This is a genomic window from Bacillus sp. FSL P2-0099 (genome assembly GCF_038007445.1).
Classification (GTDB): domain Bacteria; phylum Bacillota; class Bacilli; order Bacillales; family Bacillaceae_G; genus Bacillus_A; species Bacillus_A mycoides.
The window spans coordinates 239,700-265,890 of sequence record NZ_JBBOXE010000002.1; the positions used below are offsets into that span (position 1 = coordinate 239,700).

Genomic DNA, 26,191 nt, shown 5'->3' on the forward strand with positions numbered 1-26,191 from the left:
ATGGCCAATGAGGAATGTTATCCGTTAAGTCATCCACAGAGGAGAATATGGTATACAGAAGTTATTCATTCCGGTAAAGGGATATGTAATTTAAGGTTTTTGTTTAAACTTCATAGAAAAATGGATTATTCAAAATTAAATCGAGTTGTGAATCGTGTTATTAGTGAAAATGATGGTCTTTGCATCAGATTAAAAGAAAATGGGCTTCAGGAACCTGAACAATATGTTATTAAACATGAAGAACAAGAATTTGAGTTTTTCGATTTCAGTTCCGTGGAGGATTCAGATTTGCTTGAGAAATGGATTGAGCAGAAAACAAAAGAAACGTTTACATTATTTAATTCAGATTTATACTATTTCGCTTTAATAAAATTAAACGATAATGAATGTGCAGTCTTTGGGAATGTTCATCATATTATCATGGATGGTTTATCAATCCAAATATTTACCAGTCAGATTGCAAAATATTATTATGAGATGCATAACGAGACTGAGGAAGGCGAAATTAGAAATTCATATGTTCAATTTCTGGCCAATGAACAAACATACTTGAATAGTATTCGCTTTCAAAAAGATCAAAAATTCTGGTTAGAGGAATTTAAAACAATTCCATCTGTGACGGGATTGAAGCCTTATAATACGTACCAAGTTAGTACCAAAGCATCACGTGAAACGTTTATATTATCGGAGCATTTGAAGAAAAAGATAGAGTTATTTTCTGAAGATTATAAATTAAGTGTATATTCTCTTTTTGTTGCTGCGTTTTCGTTGTCGATTTATCGGTGGACCTCGTCGCTTGATATTGCATTAGGAATGGCTTATGGCAATCGTATGACTAAAATGGAGCGGGAATTAATTGGAATGATGGTGAGTACAGTTCCTCTAAGAATGGATATCGCCCCTGAAGAAGAAGTGCTTTCATTTATTGGTCGAGTGTCCAGAAAACAAAGTAAATCATTACGACATCAGAAATTTCCATTTGATTTGTTATTAAAGCAGATTAATAAAGAGAACAACAGCAATGTTAGACTTTTCGGAACTACGATTGATTATAGAGATCGTGATGAAAGTGGTGACTCACTTTGGATTCCAAATGGTGAAGAAATGCAAGATTTTGCAGTACATATTGAGAATTTGACTGATATAGACTCTTTACAAGTACATATTGACTATCGTAAAGAGCTATTTTCTAAAGAAGAGATAAACCGCTTTTTTAAAACCATGTTAGCAATAATAGAAAATACATTTAAAAACCCAAAGCAAAAAGTTTTTGAGATTGAAATTATTTCAGAAGAAGATAAAAGAAAAAGTTTAGTAGAGTTCAATGAACCAAAGCTTGACTTTCCATATCATGCAACCATTCATGAATTGTTTGAACAGCAAGCGATGATTTATCCAAATGCTATTGCAGTTATGTATGAAAAGGAGAGGATTACCTATAGAGAGCTAAATGAACGTGCAAATCAGTTAGCATATTATCTACAGAAAAAAGGAATAGGACCCGATTCTTTGGTGGGCCTTTGTGTTGAACGTTCTCTGGGAATGATTATAGGCATTTTGGGGATTTTGAAGGCTGGTGGAGCTTATGTTCCACTTGATCCAACATATCCAGAGCAGCGACTTCAGTATATTTTAGAAGATGCTAGCATTCAATTAGTTGTAACGCAAGAAAGTTTAAAAGGATTGAAATGGTTACCAGAAAATATAAAATCGATTTGTCTTGATCGTGATCGTGATGAGATTGAGCAAGAAAGTAAGACTTTACCGATTTCTAATGTAAATCCTCAACACCTAGCTTACGTAATCTATACTTCGGGATCAACAGGGAATCCGAAGGGCGTCATGGTAGAGCATCACAATGTTATTCGTTTATTTAAATCAACGGAATGTTGGTATCAGTTTAATGAAAAAGATACTTGGACGCTTTTTCATTCTTATGCATTTGATTTCTCAGTATGGGAAATTTGGGGAGCATTATTGTATGGTGGAAAACTGGTTGTTGTTCCTTACTGGATTAGTCGATCGCCTAAGGATTTCTATCAACTATTGGTAGAGGAAGAAGTCACGGTTCTAAATCAGACGCCTTCCGCATTTCGACAATTAATACAGGTGTGTGAACAAGAAGATGAGAATAAAAACTTGCAGCTGCGTTATGTGATATTTGGTGGAGAAGCGTTAGAACCTATTAGCTTGTTACCATGGTTTCAAAGATATGGTGAGAAAGAACCGCAGTTAATTAACATGTATGGAATTACAGAAACTACAGTTCATGTTACATATTATCCGATTACTCTAGATGATGTGCAACATGCTTCAAGAAGTAATATCGGAAAACGAATTCCAGATTTAGAAGTGTATATACTAGACGCCTATCAACAACCTGTTCCTATAGGTGTAGATGGTGAGCTTTATATTGGCGGGGCAGGGCTTGCACGTGGGTATTTAAATAGACCTGAATTAACAGCAGAGCGCTTTATATCTCATCCATTTAGTAGTGATTCGAAAGCAAGATTATACCGGACAGGAGACTTAGCGAGGTATTTGCCGGATGGGAATCTGGATTATCGTGGAAGAATTGATCATCAGGTTAAAATACGTGGTTTCCGAATTGAGATTGGGGAGATTGAGTCTACTTTAAATGCATATGCATCTATAAAAGAGGCAGTTGTAATTGTAAGAGAAGATCAACCGGGTGATAAACGATTAGTAGCATATGTTGTAGGAGATGGAAATGTAGGTGCGTGGAGAGAGTACCTTAAAGCGAAACTACCGAGCTATATGGTCCCTTCGGGATTTGTGACGATGGAAGCTATTCCACTTACAGCTAACGGTAAAGTTGATCGTGAGGCCTTACCTGTGCCGGAGGAAAAGCAGATTAAAAGTGAAGCTGTTGCCCCTCGGAATAGTAACGAACAGATACTGGCTACCATTTGGAAGCATGTGTTAGGTGTTAAAAAGGTGGGAATCTATGATAATTTCTTTGAAATTGGTGGTGACTCGATTCTCAGTATTCAAATCATATCTCAAGCAAGTCAAGTGGGGTTAAAACTTACTCCAAAGCAAATGTTTGAATGCCCAACCATTGCCGAGTTGGCACAAGTGGCTATAGAAACGCAGGGAGTGCAAGCGGAGCAGGGAATTGTGACAGGAGAAGTGCCCCTTACTCCAATTCAGTACTGGTTCTTCGAGCAAGAACATTCACGTCCGGAGCATTGGAATCAATCAATGCTTTTAAGAGTAAAAGAGAGATTGGACGTGAAGTTACTAGAAGGATCGATCTTAAACTTACTAAAACATCATGATGCTTTACGTTTCCGGTACGAACAGTTACCAAATGGAACGTGGAGGCAGAGAAATGAAAGGACTGATGAGCATTCTGTACTTCATGTGGTAAAACGGAACAAAGCTAATGAACAAGCGTGGAATAAAGTAATACAAGAAGAGATGAACATTACTCAAACTAGTTTCAATTTAGTTACAGGTCCGTTAATGAGAGTAGTTTACTTTGAGGACACCTTGTCTGGAAATGATCGAATATTCTGGGTGATTCATCATTTAGTAGTAGATGGAGTATCGTGGAGAATTCTATTGGAAGATTTACAGGTGGTATATAACCAGATGAAACAAGGTCAAGGAGTTCGCCTACCTGCGAAAAGTACATCTTTTAAAGAGTGGTCGGAACGCCTGCAGGCATACAGTGATTCGGGTGTTTCAAAAGAAGTACAAGATTATTGGAATGAACGGGTAGAAAAAGAAACGATGAAAATTCCAATGGACTATCCAATGCAAGAAACAACAGAAGAATCGATTGATCAAGTGACGAGGACTTTAGGAGTAGAAGAAACACATGCATTGTTACAAGAAGTTCCAGTGACTCATAAGACAAGGATAAATGAGGTACTATTGGCGGCATTAGGACAAGCTATCGTCGATTTTACAAATCAGCAAACGGTTTCTATTCATCTAGAAGGACACGGGAGAGAAGAGATGGTTGAAGGTATTGATCTATCACGGACAGTGGGCTGGTTCACGAGTATTTATCCTGTTCATCTGAATTTTCAAGGAACTAAAACACCTATTGAAGGATTAAAGGCTGTAAAAGATCAATTGCGTCAAATTCCGAATCGCGGAGTTGATTATGGTATTTTACGTTACTTGAAAAAAGAATTACTTCCGTTTTATCAGCAAAAGCCTTCAATAAGCTTTAACTATTTGGGCCAATTTGATCAAGTGTTTTCAAAAGAATCTTTGTTTATGCAAGAGACAGGGTTTACATTTTTAGATCATGCTCCAGATTCCAAGCCATCTCATCTAATTGAGGTTATCGGTATGGTAAAAGATGAGAAGTTACATTTTGTTTGGATATATAGTAGAGAACAGTTTTCTAGATTAAAAATTCAAGCGATAGCAGATGGTATGTTTAGGCATCTTCTTCAACTTATTAATAAACCAACAACAGAGTCAGCTTTTACAGTATCAGATTTTGCTGATGCTGAGGATCTTACGGAAGAAAGCTTGAGCAAAGTATTACTTAAATTAACAAAGAAGAGGGTGTAAAGATGGGAGACGTTATAGATATATATGGATTATCACCTTTGCAAAAAGGAATATTGTTTCATACTTTATACGATCAAGATGATGAACATTCTTTTTCCTACATTGTACAAGTAGGCTTCTTGCTCGGGGGGCAATTGGATGTTGCTACTTTTGAAAAGGCTTGGGAATATGTTATTCATCGACATGAAGTTCTACGCTCAGTATTTGTGTGGGAGGAAGTAGAAAAACCTCTGCAAGCAGTTTACCAACGTCTTCCTTTTACTATTCATCAAGAGGATTGGAGTGCCCATTCGCATGAGGAGAGGGAGAAGAAATTACACCAGTTTTTGACTGCAGATCGTAGAAAAGGATTTTTATTGGATGAAGCACCGTTGATGAGAGTCACTGCGATTAAAGAAGCAGAAGAGGAAACGAGAATCATTTGGACACATCATCATATTTTGCTAGATGGGTGGAGTGTGTCATTGGTCTTTAGTGAAGTGATGGAAGTTTATCTCAAGATGATAAAGGGAGAATTGTTGAATCTTCCTAAATCTCTTCCTTATAAAAAATATATCCAGTGGATAAATAAACAAGATCAAAGTCAAGCAGAGGAATTTTGGACAGAAGAATTAAAGGGGTTTTATGCACCTACGCCATTAGCGATGGAAAGAAAGGATCAAGAACAGGAGAAGGGCTATGGAGAGTGTGTTTATCAGATATCTGAGGAACTCACTGAGAATTTACAAGAGTGGGTACGAAATAGTCGATTAACATTGAATACGTTAGTACAAGGCGCATGGGCCTATTTGATGAGTAGGTATAGCGGTGAAAGTGACATCGTATTTGGCATAACTAGCTCTGGACGTCCTACTGATTTGATAGGAGCAGAGAATATGGTAGGTCTATTTATTAACACATTACCTACGAGAATTCAATTAACGGATGATACATCAGTAGTAGATTGGCTTCGTAAAATACAGATGAAAGAAATGGAACGAAGACAATATGAGCATAATTCGTTGGTTGATATTCAAGGGTGGAGTGAGGTTCCGCGGAATAGTTCCTTATTTCATACCTTGTATGTGTTTGAAAATTATCCAATTCAAGGTAAGAGAAATGATGATTTAAGATTACTAGATGTTAAAAGCGCGGAACAAACAAATTATCCTTTAACACTCATTGTAATGCCCGGTAAGAAAATTACTTTAAAGTTGATGTATGATCGAAGCTATTTTAATGAAAAAACAATAAATCGGATTCAGGGTCACTTATTGCAAATATTAATTCAGATGACGAAGAGCTTAGATTCAAAACTCTTTGAAATTACTCATTTAACAGTGGAAGAGCAGACACAGTTACTAGAGGAATGGAATAATACTCAAGTAAAATATTCAGCTGAAGGCATGATTCATACGGTGTTTGAGGAGCAAGTCAAGAAAAATCCAGAAGCAATCGCAGCAATGTACGAAAATGAACAAATTACCTATAGAGAGTTGGATGAGCGTGCGAATCAGCTAGCACATTATTTACAAAAGCGTGGTGTAGGTTCAGAGTCTCTAGTCGGGGTATATATGGAACGTTCATTACAAATGATGATAGCGTTATTAGGTATTCTAAAATCAGGAGGGGCGTATGTTCCACTTGATCCTACTTATCCAGAGAGTCGGCTTCGTTATATATTAGAGGATGCTGGAATCGAAGTACTAGTGACGGAAGAAAATTCAAAAAATTTATATATATCTGAATATATTGAAACGATTTGTATGAATAAAGATTATACTGCAATTAAAAAAGAAGAATCAATCCCATGTATAAGTGGTGTAACAGGGAGAAGTTTAGCGTATGTTATGTATACTTCAGGATCTACAGGTAATCCAAAGGGAGTGATGATTGAGCATCATTCAGTAATCAATTACCTAGAATGGATGCAACATAAATATCCACTTTCTGAAAAGGATGTGGTCTTGCAGAAAACCCCATTCTCATTTGATGTATCTGTTTGGGAGTTATTTTGGGGTATTCACGTTGGAGCAAGTGTATCTTTCCTACCTCGAGGTGGAGAAAAAGATCCTTCTATTATAGCTGAAGTGATTAAAAAACATCAGGTTACTATAGTTCAATTTGTACCTTCGATGTTATCTGTTTTCTTAGATCAATTCAATCATATTGAATTGAACATGAATTGTTCGTCCGTACGCCATGTATTTTCTGGTGGAGAAGAACTAAGTTCAGGGTTAGTTAGACGATTTCAACAGAAATGGAATTATAGTGGACAAGTGAAATTAACCAACTTTTATGGACCAACTGAAGCCACTATTTATGTAAATGCATTTGATATTCAGCCTAATCAAGAATTTGTTTCTATTGGGCAGCCAATACAGAACACGCAATTATATGTATTAGACCAAAATCAACGCTTGCAATCAATAGGAATTGAGGCTGAGTTATATATTGGTGGTGCTGGTTTAGCACGTGGATACTTAAATCGTCCGAATCTTACTGCTGAAAAATTCGTTTCGCATCCATTTCGATTGGGGGAACGACTATATCGAACAGGAGATTCAGTAAGATATCTAACTGATGGAAATATAGAATTTATAGGTAGAATGGACCATCAAGTAAAAATGCGCGGTTTTAGGATTGAATTAGGAGAAATTGAAGCGACTTTAGAAAAATGTTCGTTTATTAAAGAGGCTGTCGTATTAGTTAGAGAAGACCGTCCAGGTGATCAACGATTGGTTGCATATGTAATAAGCGATGGAAATACCCAAGAGTGGAGAGAGTATTTACAAAACCAATTACCGAATCATATGATTCCAGCTCACTTTGTAGAGTTAGAACACTTCCCGCTTACTCCGAATGGGAAAATTGACCGAAAGGCCTTGCCAGCACCTGATGAGCAAGCTATTGGAGATTTAAATGTTCTACCTCGGACGCCATCGGAAGAGCTTATTGCCTCGGTTTGGGGTCAAGTGTTAGGGACAGAAAATATTGGTATTCAGGATTCCTTCTTTGAAAGTGGTGGGCACTCACTACTTGCTACTCAAATCGTCTCTCGATTGCAAGAATTGTTCCAAATCAAAATCCCATTACGTGAACTTTTCAAGCACGATACAGTGGAAGCATTAGCGAAACGAGTAGATCAGTTGCGCAAAGAAGATAAAAAACGAGAGGTTCCACCCCTTGTACCTATGACACGAGAAGAATCTATTCCACTTTCCTATGCGCAGAAACGTCTATGGTTTATTGAACAATTAATGCCAAATAGTGCGATGTACAATATTCATGCAGCGTGTCGCTTAACAGGTAAATGGTCAATTGAAGCATTGGAATCCGGATGGAATCAGTTGTTTGAGCGTCATGAATCATTACGAACGATAATTCTAAAACAAGAGGGTGAACCTTTTCAACAGGTTCAATCTCATGTATTCAGACATATCTCTCAAACGGATCTAACAGATCTCTCTTTAGAAGATAGGGAAAGAGAAATGAAACGGCTCATTCAAAACGAAGCGGAGGAACCATTTCATTTTGGACAAGGTCCTCTAATTCGAGCACGAATATTGAAAGTGGACAGGGAAGAATGGGTTCTCCTTTGTACGATGCATCATATTATTTCAGATGGATGGTCAATGGGAATCTTACTTGAAGAATGGATGGCTTTTTATGAAGGAGCACTAAGCGGAAAACCGGTCGAATTGAAGGAGTTATCTATCCAATATGCAGACTTTGTCATGTGGCAGAAGGAATGGCAAAAAGAAGAGAATTTGGATCAGCACCTTCAATATTGGAAGGAAGAATTATCTGGGGAGCTACCGGTTTTACAATTACCGATGGATCGTCCTCGACCTGCGGTTCAAACCCACCGTGGTGCAAGTCAGTCCTTAACGGTGGCGAATTCCCTACAGGAAAAGCTCAAAGATTTAAGTCTGCAAGAAGGATGCACTTTATTTATGACATTGATGGCAGCGTATCAAAGCTTCCTTTCTCGTTATACAGGACAAGACGACATCTTGGTTGGAAGCCCAATTGCAAATCGAAATGTTAAAGAGATTGAGGGATTAATAGGTTTCTTTGCAAATACGTTGGTTTATCGAGCAGATTTCAGTGAAAATCCGACGTTCCAAGAACTTTTGTCGCAGGTACGAAAAAAAGCACTAAAAGCCTACGAGTATCAGGACATTCCATTTGAGAAAGTGGTGGAATCTGTAAAACCGGAACGGAATACAAGTCATTCACCGATATTTCAAACCATGTTTACTTTACAGAATACGAAACAAGCGTTTCCTCAGCTATCTGAAAGAAACATGGAACTCATGGAAAGTCATGCTTCTGTTGCGAAATTTGATTTGAGTTTATTTGCTTCTGAGACGGAAGAAGGATTATCGCTAACCTTTGAATACAATACTGATTTGTTTAATGATACAACCATTGAACGCATGGCAAGTCATTTTGAACATTGGTTAAATCAAATTGTCTCTCATCCAAAATATTTATTATCTGAACTGAATATGTTATCGAAAGCAGAATATAAGCAATTACTAGAGGAATGGAATGAATCAGGTGTTGTAGATATACAAGAAAGCACGATTCATACATTGTTTGAAGAACAAGTGAAAAAAACACCAGAAGCAATTGCAGTAGTGTGCGAAGATGAAGAACTAACATATCGAGAGTTGGACGAACGCTCGAATCAGCTGGCACATTATTTACAGAAAAATGGTGTTGCATGCGAATCATTGGTTGGGATTTGCGTTACACGTTCATCCGAGATGATTGTCGGCCTCTTAGGAATTATGAAGGCAGGAGGAGCATATGTCCCAATTGATCCAGCGTATCCGGAAAGTCGACTGCAATACATTTTAGAGGATGCTCAAATAAAGGTACTGGTGACACAGGAAAAGTTACAACAAAAAATGGTTATAACTAAATCCGTTGCCGTGATTTGTATTGATCGTGATCGAGAAGAAATAGAACAAGAAGTAACTACAGTGTGTACCAGTGAAGTGACGGGCGATAATTTAGCCTATATTATCTATACTTCAGGTTCCACTGGAAATCCAAAGGGGGTAATGATTGAGCACAGGAATACAGTAACAATGATTCATTGGGCGCATCACACATATTCCCAAAAGGAATTAGCGGGAGTATTAGCTTCAACTTCGCTATCCTTTGATCTATCCGTTTTTGAAGTGTTTGTTCCCTTAACGATGGGTGGTAAGGTGATTGTCGCTGAAAATGCTCTACATCTAGACAAGTTGTCTACCAAGGGTGTGACTTTGGTCAATACTGTGCCATCGGCAGCGAAGGAACTGGTTCGCGCAAAAACAATTCCTTCTTCGGTAAAGGTGATGAATTTGGCTGGAGAACCATTACCATATTCACTCGTTCAAGATTTATACGAGAGAAGTACGGTTGAGAAGGTGTACAACTTATATGGACCGTCCGAAGATACTACGTATTCCACATATATGGAATTAGAAAAGGGTGTCATGTATAGGGTACCACCAATTGGTAAACCAGTCTTCAATGCAGAAGTATATGTACTGAGTGCTGAACAAAAAATGGTTCCAATTGGTGTAGTTGGTGAGCTTTACATTGGTGGATCAGGATTAGCACGTGGATACTTAAACCGTCCTGACTTAACGCAAGATTGTTTTATACCGCATCCGTTTAAAGAAGGAGAGCGAGTATACCGGACTGGAGACCTAGTAAGGTATCTGCCAGATGGAAATTTGGAGTATCTTGGCCGAATCGATCATCAGGTAAAAATTCGTGGGTTCCGGATTGAACTAGGAGAAATTGAAGCGACATTGCAAAAGCATACATTAGTTAACGAAGTTCTTGTGATGGTGCGGGAAGATTATCTTGGTGATCCACGTTTGATTGCCTATGTTGTGGGAGATGGGGATGCTCATAAGTGGCGTGATTATCTCAAGGACCAGCTACCAAATTACATGATTCCAGCCTATTTTGTCGGATTGAATGCATTTCCACTCACTCCAAATGGAAAGATTGATAGGAAGGCCTTACCAGTACCAGAGAGACAGGAGATAGTGAGGGGGTATATTGCTCCCCGTACACCTACGGAAAAAACAATCGTTTCAATATGGCATCAAGTTTTAGGAGTAGAAAATATTGGAGTGCAGGATTCGTTTTTTGAAATAGGTGGGCATTCATTACTTGCTACACAAGCTGTTTCCAATCTTAAAGAGGCTTTTGGAATCGAGTTACCATTGCATGATCTATTTACGTTTCATACGGTGCAACAATTGGCAAAACAGATTGATCAATTGTTCTATAACAAAAATCAAGAAATACAGAATGATAGTAAGGAGAATGTAAGTCTTCAAGACTATATTCAAAAAGAAGCAGAAGTGAGTAATGATGAAGAATTACTTGAACTACTTAAGCAATTAGAAGAGCTATCAGAGGAAGAAGCACAAGGAATATTCGAGAGTAATTTAGTTGAGGAAGGGGTAAAAAAATGAGAAGTGATTTACATGCAAAGCTGAGTTCACTTTCTCCTGAGAAAAGAGCTTGGCTTCAGAAGAAAATGCAAAAAAAGGAGAATAAAGAAGCACTTCCGTTGTCTTATGCACAACAACGTTTGTGGTTTATGGACAGATTTAACCCAAACAGTTCTTTATATAATATTCCAACTGTATGGCATCTAAAAGGAAATTGGATTCCTGAAGCATTAGAAAAGGGATTCAATCGACTCATTGAACGTCATGAATCATTACGAACCGTTTTTAAAGAAGTAGGAGAACAACCTGTACAACAAATTGTCGAATTCCTTCCTAGAGCATTACCCGTAAGGGATTACTCGCAACTTCCTCTAGAAGTAAAAGAAAAAGAGGTAGATAGTTTAATTGCGAGAGAAGCGCAAGAACCATTTGATTTAATGAATGGCCCTTTAATTCGTAATCAGCTTGTTCAATTAGGAAAGGATGAATGGTTATTACTATGTACGATGCATCATATTATTTCTGATGCTTGGTCCATCGGTATACTCATGAATGAATTACTTACTTTCTATGAAGAAGAAACGGGCGGGAATCCTGCTAAATTAAGTTCACTATCCATTCAATATGCAGACTTTGCGAAGTGGCAAAAGGAGTGGTTGCAAGGTGATGTGTTAAATCGTCAACTCACGTATTGGGAGGAAGAATTGTCTGGGGAGCTTCCTATATTACAACTGCCAGTGGACCGACCTCGACCGGTTACGCAAACTTACTCTGGGGATACGCATCACGTGATTTTTCCTTATAGATTACTCAATCAATTAAAGGATATAAGTCGACAAGAAGGATCTACCTTATTTATGACTTTAATGGCTGCATACCAGAGCTTTCTTGCTCGTTATACGGGGCAAAAAGATATTCTAGTCGGAAGTCCGATTGCAAATCGGAATCATAAGGGAGTAGAAGGATTAATCGGTTTCTTTGTTAATACGTTGGTTTACCGATCAGATTTGAGTGGCACCCCTACTTTTCGGGAGATTTTGAACCAAACAAAGAAAAAGGCGTTAAAAGCTTACGAATATCAAGATATACCATTTGAAAAAGTGGTAGAAGCTGTGCAACCTGAACGAAGTATGAGTCATTCTCCTATCTTTCAGACCATGTTTACACTACAGAATATAAAACAAGAACGACTAGATTTGTCTGGTAGAAGTATCGAAATGGTAGAAAGTAATATGTCTATTGTAAAATTTGATCTGAGTTTAACTGCCTACGAAGTGGAAGAAGGTCTATTTGTCTCATTTGAATACAACACGGATTTATTTGATAGTAGTACCGTTGCACGTATGGCAGGCCATTTTGAGAACTGGTTAAATGAAATCGCGTATCATCCAGATGAATCATATACAAAGCTGTCAATGTTATCGGACACAGAGCAGAAACAACTCCTAGAAGAATGGAATGATACTGACATAGTTTATGGTCATGAGTGTATGATTCATGAGCTATTTGAGCAGCAAGTGGCACGTACACCTGATGCAGTGGCGGTAGTTTATGAGGGTGGAAAGTTAACGTATCAAGAACTCAATGAAAAATCGAACCAATTGGCACATTATCTACAAAAACAAGGTATAGGACCTGAATCATTGGTTGGTATATGTGTTGAACGCTCTCCTGATATGATTATTGGTCTCTTTGGGATTTTGAAAGCAGGAGGGGCTTATGTCCCACTGGACCCAAGTTATCCCGAAAACCGCCTGAGATACATTTTAGAGAATTCACAAATTCAAGTGCTGTTAACAAACGAGGCACTACAGGACTGGTTACCTAAAGATATTCAAGCAATTTGTTTAGACCGGGATCAAGTAATGATTTCTAAAGAGAGTAATTTGGCTCCGGTAAGTGGAGTAACTGCAAATAACTTAGCCTATATCATATACACTTCGGGTTCGACGGGAAATCCGAAGGGAGTAATGATTGAACACCATTCGGTTATCAACCGCCTACAGTGGATGCAGAAAAAATATCCATTATCTGAGGAGGATACAATTCTACAAAAGACACCGTTTTCGTTTGATGTTTCTGTCTGGGAATTATTTTGGTGGTCATTTGTAGGAGCACGTGTTTGTTTGCTTCCACCAGGAGGAGAGAAAGATCCTGCGGTGATTGAGGAGTATATCGAACGATATCGTGTGAACACCATTCACTTTGTTCCGTCGATGTTATCTACTTTCTTGGATTATATGGAACAATATAATTCGAAAAGGGATGTAGCGTCTTTAAATCAGGTTTTTACTAGTGGAGAAGCATTAAATACTGAACAGGTTCGCCGCTTTAAGGGGGTATTTTACGATGTTCAGCAAACAAAGTTAATTAACTTGTATGGTCCTACCGAAGCGACTGTGGATGTGACTTATTATAATTGTGATTTAGAAAAAGAACCTATGCTTATTCCAATTGGTCGTCCAATTGATAATACAGAGTTGTATGTGTTAGATCAACATCAACAGGTGGTACCGATTGGTGTGGCGGGGGAACTTTACCTTGGAGGAGTAGGATTGGCACGTGGCTACTTCAATCGACCAGAGTTAACTACTGAGCGTTTTATTCCGCATCCCTTTAAGGAAGGGGAACGATTATATCGAACGGGTGACCTGGTGAGATATATGAATGATCGTAACTTGGAGTATATTGGAAGAATAGATAACCAAGTCAAAATCAGAGGATTCCGAATTGAACTGGGAGAAATCGAAGCAGCTTTACATGATCACTCATCTGTAAAAGAGGCTGTCGTGTTGGTGAAGGAAGATCGACCAGGAGATAAGCAGTTAGTAGCCTATGTAGTGGGTGAAGGGGATACTGGAGAGTGGCGTGAATATCTTAAGAAGCAATTGCCACATTATATGGTTCCGGCATACTTCTTCCAAGTTGAAGGGATGCCACTCACTCCAAATGGTAAGGTGAATCGGAAAGCTTTATTGGAATTGGAGGCACAGTTCATAAGTGAAGATATTACTACTTCATCACGAACACCAGTAGAGGAGCTCATTGTTTCCGTATGGGGCCAAGTGTTAGGTATAAAAAATATAAGTGTTCAGGATTCTTTTTTTGAGATTGGTGGTCACTCGCTGCTAGCTACTCAAGTAGTTTCACGCTTACAAAAAATCTTTCAAATCGAATTACCGGTACGTGAACTATTTGAGTATGCAACGGTGGAGTCACTGGCAAAGCGATTAGATCAGTTACGTAAAGGAGATAGAAAACGAGAGATTCCGCCACTAATGCCGATGGAAAGAGGGGAAACTATTCCGCTCTCTTATGCCCAACAGCGCTTATGGTTTATCGATCAATTTACACCTAATAGCGCCCTTTACAATATGCCAATGGTATGCCGCCTTACAGGGAGCTGGCTACCTGAGACATTGGAAAAGGGATGGAATCAGCTCATAGAGCGTCATGAATCATTGCGGACGGTCTTTCATGAAGTGAACGGTCAGCCCGTGCAGCAAATTGAACCGTATGCTTTTCGATCAATTCCGAAAACGGATTTAACTATGCTTTCTCCAGAAGACCGAGAAGAAGAAGTTAAACGTTTGATTCAACAAGAAACAGAAGTGCCATTTGATTTAACAGAGGGCCCACTAATCAGGACAAGTATTTTGCAAGTGGGAGAGGAAGAATGGATTCTCCTTTGTACTTTACATCATATCATTTCAGATGGATGGTCAATGGGAGTCCTACTTGAAGAATGGATGGCATTCTATGAGAAAGCTACGGATGGAAAGATAGCAGAACTTGAACCATTACCGGTTCAATATGCCGACTTCGCTCAGTGGCAAAAAGGATGGCTGAAGGCGGAAGTGCTTGATCAACAACTCCAATATTGGAGGGAAGAATTGTCTGGGGAGCTTCCTGTACTCCAACTTCCTATGGATCGCCCGCGTCCCGCAATACAAACTCATCACGGGTCGACATACACCCTGGTTCTGCCAAGCACGCTACATGACAAATTAAATGAATTTAGTCGTCAAGAAGGGGCTACACTCTTCATGACCCTGTTAGCTGCATATCAAAGTTTTCTATCCCGCTATACGGGACAAGAAGATATTCTGGTCGGAAGTCCAATTGCTAATCGAAATTATAGAGAAATTGAAGGACTTATTGGTTTCTTCGTCAACACCTTGGTATATCGGGCTAATCTAAGTGGTAGACCGACATTTCAGGATGTTCTGTCTCAGGTTCGTCAAAAAGCATTGAAGGCGTACGAGTATCAAGATATCCCTTTTGAAAAAATTGTGGAAGTTGTACAACCAGAGCGGAGTACAAGTCATTCGCCAATCTTCCAGACTATGTTCATCTTGCAAAATATGAAACAAGAGTTCCCGGTGTTATCTGGTAGAAGTATTGAAATGATAGAAAGCCATAGTCCAATCGCAAAGTTTGATTTAAGCGTAATGGTAGCTGAGACGGAAGAGGGATTACTTTTTACTTTTGAATACAATAAGGATTTATTCAATGCCACAACTATTGAACGGATGGCAGGGCACTTTGAGAAATGGCTACACGAAGTTTCCCATTACCCGCAAAATCCGTTGCATAGTCTGAGCATGCTATCGGAACCTGAGCGTACTTTGTTATTAGAAACATGGAATGACACTGTAATGGAAATGCCCCCACAGGGTCTTATTTGCGACAGATTTGAGGAACAAGTAGCAAAGCGTCCTGAAGCGATTGCGGTAGTTGATCAAACAAAAGATTGGACTTACGGTGAACTGGATGCACAAGCAAATCAGTTGGCAAATGTTTTACAGCGAAAAGGAGTTGCTCCAGAGTCAGTCGTGGGAGTTTATCTTCCGAGGTCGGCTGAGCTCATGGTAAGTTTACTAGGTATATTAAAAGCTGGTGGAGCTTATGTCGTTTTAGATCCGTTGTATCCAAAATCAAGGTTAGAATACATGATTGAAGATGCAGGAATTCAATTTGTAGTGACGGCGGAAGGACAAGAAGGCCTTTTCGAACAGGTCGAAATGGTGAGGTTAGAAGAGTTAACAGTGGAAAGCGTAATCGCACCTACACGGCAGATAAATCCAGAGAACTTAGCTTACATTGTCTATACCTCTGGTTCTACAGGAAAGCCAAAGGGTGTCATGATTGAATATCGCTCATTAATGAATATGGTTTCTTGGCATCAAGAAGTTTATCGTATTACAGCAGAGGATCGTGCGACTCAGATTGCAGGGATTGCTTTTGATTCGGCTGTCCAGGAGATTTGGCCGTATCTAACTGCTGGTGCAGCACTCTACTTGTCAACAGAGGAACTGAGAATTAATCCAGAAGCACTAAGAGACTGGCTCATTGATTCGCGAATAACAGCTAGTTTTGCACCTACGCCTATTCTGGAAAGACTCTTGAAATTATCTTGGCCAGGTAAAACGGATCTTCGTTTTATCATTACCGGCGGGGATCAATTAACGCAGTATCCATCTAACGATATTCCTTTTGCGGTAATCAATCAGTATGGTCCATCGGAAAATACCGTTGTTACCACGGATTGTTATGTACCTGTAGGAGTGACAACAGGTACGCCATCGATTGGTCGACCGATTGCGAATACAGAAGTTTATGTGTTAGATTCTCATCTTCAGCTAGTACCAAGTGGTGTGATTGGAGATCTCTATATTGGAGGGAAGAGTCTTGCTCGTGGATATGCTAATCGTCCGGACCTTACAAAGGAAAAATTTATTTTGCATCCATTCAAGTCAGGAGAGCGTCTCTATTACACCGGAGACAAAGCAAGTTATCTTTCTGATGGTGCTCTCCAGTTCCATGGTCGTATAGATGACCAAGTGAAAATTCGTGGTTTCCGGATTGAATTGGGAGAAATAGAAGCAGTTTTGCAGGCACATTCTTCTGTGAAAGAAGCGGTTGTATTGGTACGAGAGGATGATCCAGGCGACAAGAGATTAGTAGCTTATGTAGTTGGTGAAGGAAGTGTCCAAGAATGGCGAGAGCATCTACAAACACATTTACCAAATTATATGGTCCCAACAAACTTTATTGAGATGGAATTTTTACCACTTACACCGAATGGAAAACTTGATTTAAAGGCATTGCCAATACCTAGCAAATTATCTACTGAAAATACCGTTCACGCACGAACTCCGCTAGAAGAACTTATCGCTTCAGTGTGGAGTCAAGTGCTAGGAATAGAAAATATAGGTGTTCAGGATTCTTTCTTTGAACTTGGTGGTCATTCTCTACTTGCTACTCAAGTGGTTTCACGTTTACAAGAAGTCTTTCAAATAAAACTACTGGTGCGTGAACTGTTCGAGTATTCAACGGTGGAGGCACTGGCGAAGCGATTAGATCAGTTACGTAAGGGAGGCAAAAAACGAGAAACTCCACCATTGATGCCGATGGAACGAGGAAATGCCATTCCACTTTCTTATGCTCAACAGCGCTTATGGTTTATCGATCAATTTACACCTAATAGTGCACTTTATAATATGCCGATGGTATGCCGTCTTACAGGAAATTGGTTACTAGAAGCATTGGAGTTGGGATGGAATCAGTTGATAGAGCGTCATGAATCATTGCGGACAGTATTTCATGAAGTGGACGGTCATCCTGTGCAGAAGATTCAACCGTATACTTTCCGTTCCCTTCCACAAATTGATTTAACTAAGATTTCTCCAGAAGAGAGAGAAAGAGAAGTGGAGCAATGGATTCAAACTGAAGTGGAATCCCCATTTGACTTAGAGCAAGGGCCATTGTTCCGTGGACAAATCGTGAAAATTTCAGAAGAAGAATGGGTTCTTCTGTGTAATATGCATCATATTATCTCGGATGGATGGTCGATGGAAATCTTGCTCCAAGAATGGATGGTATTTTATGAGGAGGCGATTGGCGAAAAACCAGCAGAGCTCGCACCATTACCAGTTCAATATGCCGATTTTGCTCAATGGCAAAGGGATTGGTTAAAAGAGGAAGTACTAAATCAACAGCTTGCATATTGGAAGGAAGAACTGTCTGGTGAGTTACCAGTCTTAATGTTGCCGATGGATCGTCCCCGTCCTCCGGTACAAACCCACCATGGATTAACTCATAATGTGTTGTTGTCACGCTCATTACTGGATAAATTAAACGAACTTAGTCGTCAAGAAGGGGCAACGCTTTTCATGACCTTATTGGCATCTTATCAAAGTTTCCTTGCCCGTTATACAGGACAATCAGATATTCTTGTTGGAAGCCCAATTGCGAATCGAAATTATCGAGAGATTGAAGGATTGATTGGTTTCTTTGTCAATACGTTAGTCTATCGGGCTGATTTAAGTGGCGCACCGGCATTTAAAGAGTTGTTGTCTCAAGTGCGGATAAAAGCATTGAAGGCATATGAGTACCAAGATGTTCCGTTTGAGAAAATTGTGGAGGTTATCCAACCTGAACGAAGTACAAGTCATTCTCCGATTTTCCAAACCATGTTTACTTTGCAAAATACGGGACAAGAGCTACCACAGCTACATGGACGAAATATAGAAGTAATGGACAGCCACGCTTCAATCGCCAAATTTGATTTAAGTTTAACTGCCGCAGAAGTGGAAGAGGGCTTATTGCTTACTTTTGTTTATAGGACTGATTTATTTGACAGTTTAACTATTGAATCCATAGCCGAAAATTTTGGAAACTGGTTGAATTTAATCGTGGAACATCCTGATAAATCATTAGCTAAGTTGCCGATACTGTCAGGATTACAGCAAAAACAGTTAGAAGAGTGGAATAATAATGCTGTAGCATATCCACAGGAATTTGGGATTCATCAGCTGTATGAAGAGCAAGTAAATCGTACACCTGACGCGGTGGCAGTGGTAGATGAAAAACAGCAGTTAACCTATCGAGAGCTGAATGAAAAAGCAAACCAATTGGCACATTATCTCCAGAAATGTGGGATTGGGAGCGAGTCATTGGTTGGTCTCTGCTTCCAGCGTTCAGTTGAGATGATTGTCGGTCTCATGGGGATCTTGAAAGCTGGGGCAGCCTATGTTCCATTGGATCCATCGTATCCAGAAAGTCGCCTACGATATATTCTGGAGGACACAGGGATTCAAGTATTGGTCACGAACGAAGCATTAGAAGGTTGGATAACTGAAGAAATCAAAACAGTTTGTTTGGATCGGGATAAAGCGATGATTTCGCGAGAAAGCACCCTTTCACCAATATGTGAAGTGACAGGAGAAAACTTGGCGTATGTAATCTATACTTCGGGATCAACAGGGAATCCAAAGGGAGTTATGGTAGAGCATCACAATGTGATTCGTTTATTTAAATCGACGGAATGTTGGTATCAGTTTGATGAAAAAGATACTTGGACGCTTTTCCATTCTTATGCGTTTGACTTCTCGGTATGGGAGATTTGGGGGGCATTACTCCATGGCGGAAGATTGATTGTTGTTCCTTACTGGATTAGTCGATCGCCCAAGGATTTCTATCAACTGTTAGTAAAGGAAAAGGTTACGGTTCTTAATCAGACACCATCCGCATTTCGACAATTGATACAAGTGTGTGAACAAGAAGATGAGAAGAAAGACTTGCATCTGCGCTATGTCATATTTGGTGGGGAAGCACTCGATCCTACCAGCTTGGTACCATGGTTTCAAAGGTATGGAGGGCAGAAACCACAGTTAATTAATATGTATGGAATTACAGAAACTACCGTTCATGTTACGTATTATCCAATTACTCAAGATGATGTGCAGTATGCTTCAAGAAGTAATATAGGAAAACAGATTCCAGATTTAGAAGTGTATGTACTAGACGCTTGTCAACAACCTGTGCCTATTGGCGTAGCTGGCGAACTATATATTGGTGGAGCAGGACTTGCACGTGGATATTTAAACAGACCCGAATTGACTGCAGAGCGTTTCATTCCTCATCCATTCAGTAGTGACCCAGGAGCGCGATTATATCGGACAGGAGACTTAGCGAGATACTTACCTGATGGAGATCTGGATTATCTTGGGCGGATTGATCACCAGGTGAAAATCCGTGGTTTCCGAATTGAGCTCGGAGAAATTGAATCTGCTTTAAACGCACATGTCTCCATAAAAGAGGCTGTTGTAATTGTTCGAGAAGATCAGCCGGGTGATAAACGGTTGGTGGCATATGTCGTGGGTGATGGGAATGTAGGCGAGTGGAGAGATTATCTCAAGGCGGAACTACCAAGCCATATGGTTCCTTCAGGATTTGTGATGATGGAAGCCATTCCACTAACTGCTAACGGAAAAGTTGATCGTAAGGCCTTACCTGTACCAGAGGAGAGGAAAATCGAAAGTGAATGTGTTGCCACGCGGAATGGTAACGAAGAAACACTGGCCACCATTTGGAAGCAAGTATTAGGGATTAAAAAGGTGGGAATCCATGATAACTTCTTTGAAATTGGTGGAGACTCGATTCTCAGCATTCAGATTGTCTCTCGTGCGAAGCAAGCAGGTTTGCAATTGTCGCCAAAGCAAATGTTTGAACACCAAACGATTGCTGAGTTGGCGCAAGTAGTCAATGAAGAACGGGGTGTACAAGCAGAGCAGGGAGTTGTAACTGGAGAACTGATCCTTACACCAATCCAGCAATGGTTTTTTGCACAAGATCATCCAAACCCACACCATTGGAATCAATCCATGTTTTTTAGAACAAAAGAGCGACTGGATATAGTATTACTGGAGAAAGCTGTGCGTACCCTTCTAATCCATCATGATGCCTTGCGTTTAAGATATGAACGGTTACCGAATGGAGCTTGGAAACAGCGGAACGAAGGAATCGAAGAACAATCGACGCTGACCGTTATTTCATTAGAAGAAGTGCCGCAAGCAGAATGGCATCAAGTGATTCAAACGGAGATTGACACTGCACAAGCAAGCTTGCACTTACACGCAGGGCCGCTAATGAGAATGGTGTATTTTGATGAAGGTGAGAAAAGAGCCGGCCGATTATTCTGGGTGATTCATCACTTAGCAGTGGATGGTGTTTCTTGGCGGATTTTACTAGAGGATCTGCAAACGGCGTATAATCAAGCGAGCCAGGATCAGATGATCCAATTACCTACAAAGAGTACATCCTTTAAAGCGTGGTCGGAGAAATTGCATCATTACGCTGAAGCTGGGATTGTGCAAGAAGTGCGTGATTATTGGGAGCAGCAATCCGAACAAGAAGTGGCTATGCTACCAGTGGATACCACCCTCGAAGTTCCAGCAAACACAGGAACCGAGGAGATTACCGTGGTGCTGGATGAGAAAGAGACCCGTACGTTATTGAAAGAAATTTCAAGCACTCATCGTGTCCAAATCAATGAGGTACTATTGACAGCATTGGTACAGGCTACGGCAGCATGGACAGGTCATCCGGCGCTGACCGTGGATTTGGAGGGGCATGGTCGGGAAGAGATTATCGAAGACGTTGACCTATCTAGAACTGTGGGGTGGTTTACAAGTATTTATCCTGTTCACTTAAATATTACCGGTGCCGACACGCCAATTGCAGCATTAAAATTAGTTAAAGAACAAGTGCGTAAAATTCCTAATAAGGGTGTTGACCATGGAATTTTGCGGTATCTGAACACAACAATGTGTGAGAAATGGGGGTCTCAACATACACCGTCTATTAGTTTTAACTATCTTGGACAATTTGACCAAATGTTTTCTAACGATGCAATGCTTATTCCGGAGAACGGATTTAAGCGCTTAGATCATGCTTCTGGTTCCAAGCGCTTGCATTTAATCGATGTAATTGGAATTGTAACGGATGGGAAACTTCAGTTCACTTGGGTATACAATGTAGGACAATTCGCGAAATCAACGATAAAAAGTATTGCAGAGAATATGCTCCATCAACTAAGTAAATTGATTCAATCTGCGGATGGAGAATCTGCACTGACCGTTTCAGATTTTGTGATGGCTAATCTTGACCAAGCCAGTTTGACAAAAGTATTATCCAAGATGAATCGTGGAAATAATTATCAGATTATCGATTTATATCCACTATCGCCTTTGCAAGAAGGTATGATTTTCCATACATTGCATGACCAAGGGGATGAACATGTAGCGCCGTATATAGTGCAATTAAGTTTCATGATTAGAGGAGAATTGGATATTGTAACTTTCGAACAGGCGTGGAAATCGGTAATTCAGCAGCATGAAATTTTTCGCTCATCTTTCCTTTGGGATGAAGTTGAAGAGCCTTTACAAGTGGTGTATGAGAGTGTTCCATTTAAGGTGAATGTAGAAGATTGGCGTACGCTGACTGCTGAAGAAAAAGAGGAGAAAAGAAAAGCCTTTTTGGCATTGGATCGAAAACAAGCCTTTCTTTTTGATGAAGCGCCATTGATGCGGGTGACTGTCATTCAAGAAGGTGAGGAAGAATATCGGATTGTTTGGACACATCACCATATTCTGTTGGATGGATGGAGCCTACCACTGGTCTTTAACGAATTGCTTACAGTGTACCAGAAGAGAATGAATGGAGAAGCCGTGCATTTACCTAAGTCATCGCCATACAAGAAATATATTCAATGGCTAAGAGAGCAGAATCAGGATCAGGCGGAGCAATTCTGGAGAGAGAAACTTAAAGGTTTTACAGCTCCAACTCTGCTGGGTTTAGAAAGTAAAGAGCAAGAAAAAGGTTACACAGAGAAGGTAACTTATTTATCAGAAGAGCAAACCCAAGCGTTACAAAACTGGGCGAAGCGCAATAGGCTCACTTTGAATACGGTAATTCAAGGTGCGTGGGCGTATCTCATGGGCCGGTATAGTGGAGAAGATGACATTGTCTATGGTGTAACTAGCTCAGGACGCCCTACTGAGATTATTGATGTTGAAAACATTGTAGGTCCTTTTATTGCCACATCACCGACGCGAATTCAGTTGATAGATAATATAAAAATAATGGATTGGTTGCAGAAGATACAAGAGGAAGAGATAGAAAGAAGACAATATGAATATGCTTCTTTGACAGAGATTCAAGGATGGAGTGAAGTTCCTAGAGGAACCCCGCTGTTCCATAGCTTGTATGTGTTTGAAAACTACCCAGTGAAAGAGGAGTCCTCAGGAAATCTAGAAATTGGTGAGTTGGAAGGAGTAGAGCAAACTCATTATCCATTAGGATTGACAGTTGTCCCAGAAAGCCAGTTGTTGTTAAAGTTGAAGTATGATCGTAGCAAGTTTAATGGTCTCACTATTGAACGGATGCTGGGGCATTTAAGCCAGGTGTTTAAGCAAATGATCGAGAACGTTGATCAAACTCTGTCGGAGCTGGTGTATGTTACGGAAATAGAACAGAAACAACTACTGGAAGAATGGAATGATAATGCAGCAGCGTATCCACGTGAGAGTGTGATCCACAAACTGTTTGAAGATCAAGTGGATCGTACACCTGATGCGGTGGCAGTGGTAGATGAAAATCAGCAGTTGACGTATCGAGAGCTGAATGAGAAAGCAAACCAATTGGCCCATTATCTTCAGAAATGTGGGATTGGGACGGAGTCATTGGTCGGACTTTGTTTCCAACGTTCAGTTGAGATGATTGTAGGTCTCATGGGAATCTTGAAAGCTGGATCAGCCTATGTTCCGCTGGATCCATCGTATCCAGAAAGTCACCTACGATATATTCTGGAGGACACAGGAATTCAAATATTGGTTACGAACAAAGTATCACAAGGTTGGATACCTGAAGAAGTTGAAACAGTTTGTTTGGACCGAGATCAAGCAATGATTTCGCAAGAAAACACCCTTTCACCAATATGTAAAGTAACAGGAGAAAACTTGGCGTATGTTATCTACACTTCAGGTTCGACCGGGAATCCAAAAGGGGTTATGGTGCAGCATCATTCGGTATTAAATCTATCCTATGGTTTACAGAAAGAGGTTTTTTCACATCGGGCACATGATAACATGCGCGTTGGTCTAAATGCCTCAATCGCCTTTGATTCATCCGTTAAACAATTACAAATGCTTTTGTATGGTTCTAGTTTATATATTATTTCAACAGAAGTTCGCAGTGATCCTCAAAAGTTTGTATCTTATATTCGGGAGAATAAGTTGGAAATGTTTGATATAACACCTTCACTACTCCAATTACTCATAGATGAGGGGTTGTTAGAAAAAAACGATAGTGTTCATGTTCCAAGCAAGGTACTGGTCGGTGGAGAAGCGATTATGCCATCACTGTGGGAACAACTAGTAGAGAATGACCATATCCATTTTTATAATGTATATGGTCCTACGGAATGTACGGTTGATGCGACATGCTATCGTATCAAAAAAGATAGTAAGAGAGTAACCATTGGGCGTCCGTTGCCAAATGTTCAAGCCTATGTATTGGATGAGAAGTTGTTACCTGTTCCAGTTGGTGTAACGGGTGAACTTTATATCGGTGGAGCAGGCCTAGCGAGAGGATACTTGAATCGTCCAGAGTTAACGTTAGAACGTTTTATTCCTCATCCATTTAATGAAGGGGAACGGTTATACCGGACGGGAGATCTAGTCCGCTATTTAGCTGATGGCCATTTGGATTATCTGGGAAGAATCGATAATCAAGTGAAAATTCGAGGATTCCGGATTGAGCTTGGAGAGATTGAAGCGAATTTAGAAAGTCATCCATCGGTGAAAGAGGCTATAGTCTTGATAAGAGAGGACCAACCAGGAGATCGGAGAATGGTTGCCTATGTGGTGGGTGAAGGAAGTATGCATGAATGGCGTGAGCATCTCAAGAGGCAAGTACCGAATTATATGATTCCTGCACACTTTATTGAGGTGGATGCGATTCCGCTTACAACAAATGGGAAGGTTGATCGAAAGGCACTGAACAGCTTAACGATTCAAAGAGAAAGTACCTTTTCTACACCAATCATCCCACGGGATGAAATCGAGTATCAGCTGATTACAATCTGGCAGGATTTGCTACAGTTAGAAGATATCCATGTAAACGATGATTTCTTCAATATAGGAGGTCACTCTCTCCTTGTAATTAAATTGATTTCAAAGGTCAGAGAGAAATTTGGAAAAGAGATTAAGGTGCCCGCACTAATTAAGAATCCGACAGTGGAAGGAATCGCTTGTCTCATCCGTGAGAATCATCGTATGGAAGAATCATTATCGGTTCTGGTTCCATTACAAGAATCAGAGAAAAGACCTTTCTTCTGTGTTCACCCATTTATGGGTAATGTACTCTGTTACATTCAGCTAGCAAGGTTACTCAAGGATCACTGCTCATTTTATGGTCTACAGAATCCTCTCGTAGAGAAAGAAGGAATGAACGGGTTGATTTTATCGGAAGTAGTGCAACTCTACATCGAGGAAATGAAGCGGGCTCAGCCAGAGGGGCCGTATCGTCTGGGAGGATGGTCTCTGGGCGGTGCCATCGCCTATGAAATCGCAACTATGCTACGGAACCAGGGAGAAGAAGTTGAGGTGTTGGTACTATTGGATACCAAGGTGCCTTCAGAACGGGATTACAAGACAGAGGATGAAATGCTATCTTATATATTGGAGCATTTCATCCATATAGAGCTAGTGGACCAGGAAGAAGAGCTTGTTCATCAACAGGACATGCTTGTTGAACAATTAATTGTGGAAGGAGTGCTCCCGCCTGATGCAAATCTTACGAATTTGAAGCAAATTATCAATGCTCACAGGAAATGTCTGAACTTAATGGCAGAGCATGATTTAACACCATATTTTGGGGAAGTTATTTACTTTAGTGCTGAGGAAGGTAAAGAATTGTTTACGGATTGGAAGCCTTTATTAAAAGGAAGAGTGAATATGTATTCGGTCCCTGGATCACACGAAGAAATAGTAGCTTCCCCCGCAGTTGAAAAGTTAGCTAAGTATCTACTAAATGAATTAGAAGGAATAAAAGAGACATCCCTTTCGCTAACGGAAAAGTAGAGAGCACAAAAGAGGCAACTTTATAAACAAAAATTGTTATTATTAAAGTTGTTATTTGTGAGTAGTAGTGTAAATAAAGAGAGCAGTCCAATAACTGCACATCAAGTGTAGGAGATTATGTATATATATCAAGAGCATTACTTTTTAAGGGGCTTGCTTGATAGGGACATAGAAACATATATGAGTTGTTCATAGTATGCTGTAAATTCTCTGAAGTTTTTGTACCAGAAGCGAATGCTTTGATGATATTGCTGA

The 26,191-nt window shown here is 39.9% G+C and carries 3 protein-coding genes; all 3 read left to right on the forward strand.

Features of this window, described 5'->3' with window-relative positions:
- From MKY90_RS28895 to MKY90_RS28905, 3 genes are read left to right on the forward strand one after another with little or no spacing between them, the layout of a single operon-like run.
- Positions 1 to 4,557: an amino acid adenylation domain-containing protein gene (locus tag MKY90_RS28895; protein WP_341093584.1), complete on the forward strand. Its 4,557-nt coding sequence runs from the start codon at positions 1 to 3 to the stop codon at positions 4,555 to 4,557.
- A gap of 2 nt (positions 4,558 to 4,559) precedes the next feature.
- On the forward strand, positions 4,560 to 11,030 hold the full coding sequence (locus MKY90_RS28900) for an amino acid adenylation domain-containing protein (RefSeq protein ID WP_341093587.1): 6,471 nt from the start codon (positions 4,560 to 4,562) through the stop codon (positions 11,028 to 11,030).
- Positions 11,027 to 25,936: a non-ribosomal peptide synthetase gene (locus tag MKY90_RS28905; RefSeq protein WP_341093588.1), complete on the forward strand. Its 14,910-nt coding sequence runs from the start codon at positions 11,027 to 11,029 to the stop codon at positions 25,934 to 25,936. Before MKY90_RS28900 ends, MKY90_RS28905 begins: the two co-directional genes overlap by 4 nt.
- The last annotated feature ends 255 nt before the right edge of the window (positions 25,937 to 26,191 follow it).

Excerpts from the sequence above, each read along its gene's own strand:
- MKY90_RS28900 (WP_341093587.1), top strand. The coding sequence starts at position 4,560 with ATGGGAGACGTTATAGATATATATGGATTATCACCTTTGCAAAAAGGA.
- MKY90_RS28905 (WP_341093588.1), top strand. The coding sequence starts at position 11,027 with ATGAGAAGTGATTTACATGCAAAGCTGAGTTCACTTTCTCCTGAGAAA.
- MKY90_RS28895 (WP_341093584.1), top strand. The coding sequence starts at position 1 with ATGGCCAATGAGGAATGTTATCCGTTAAGTCATCCACAGAGGAGAATA.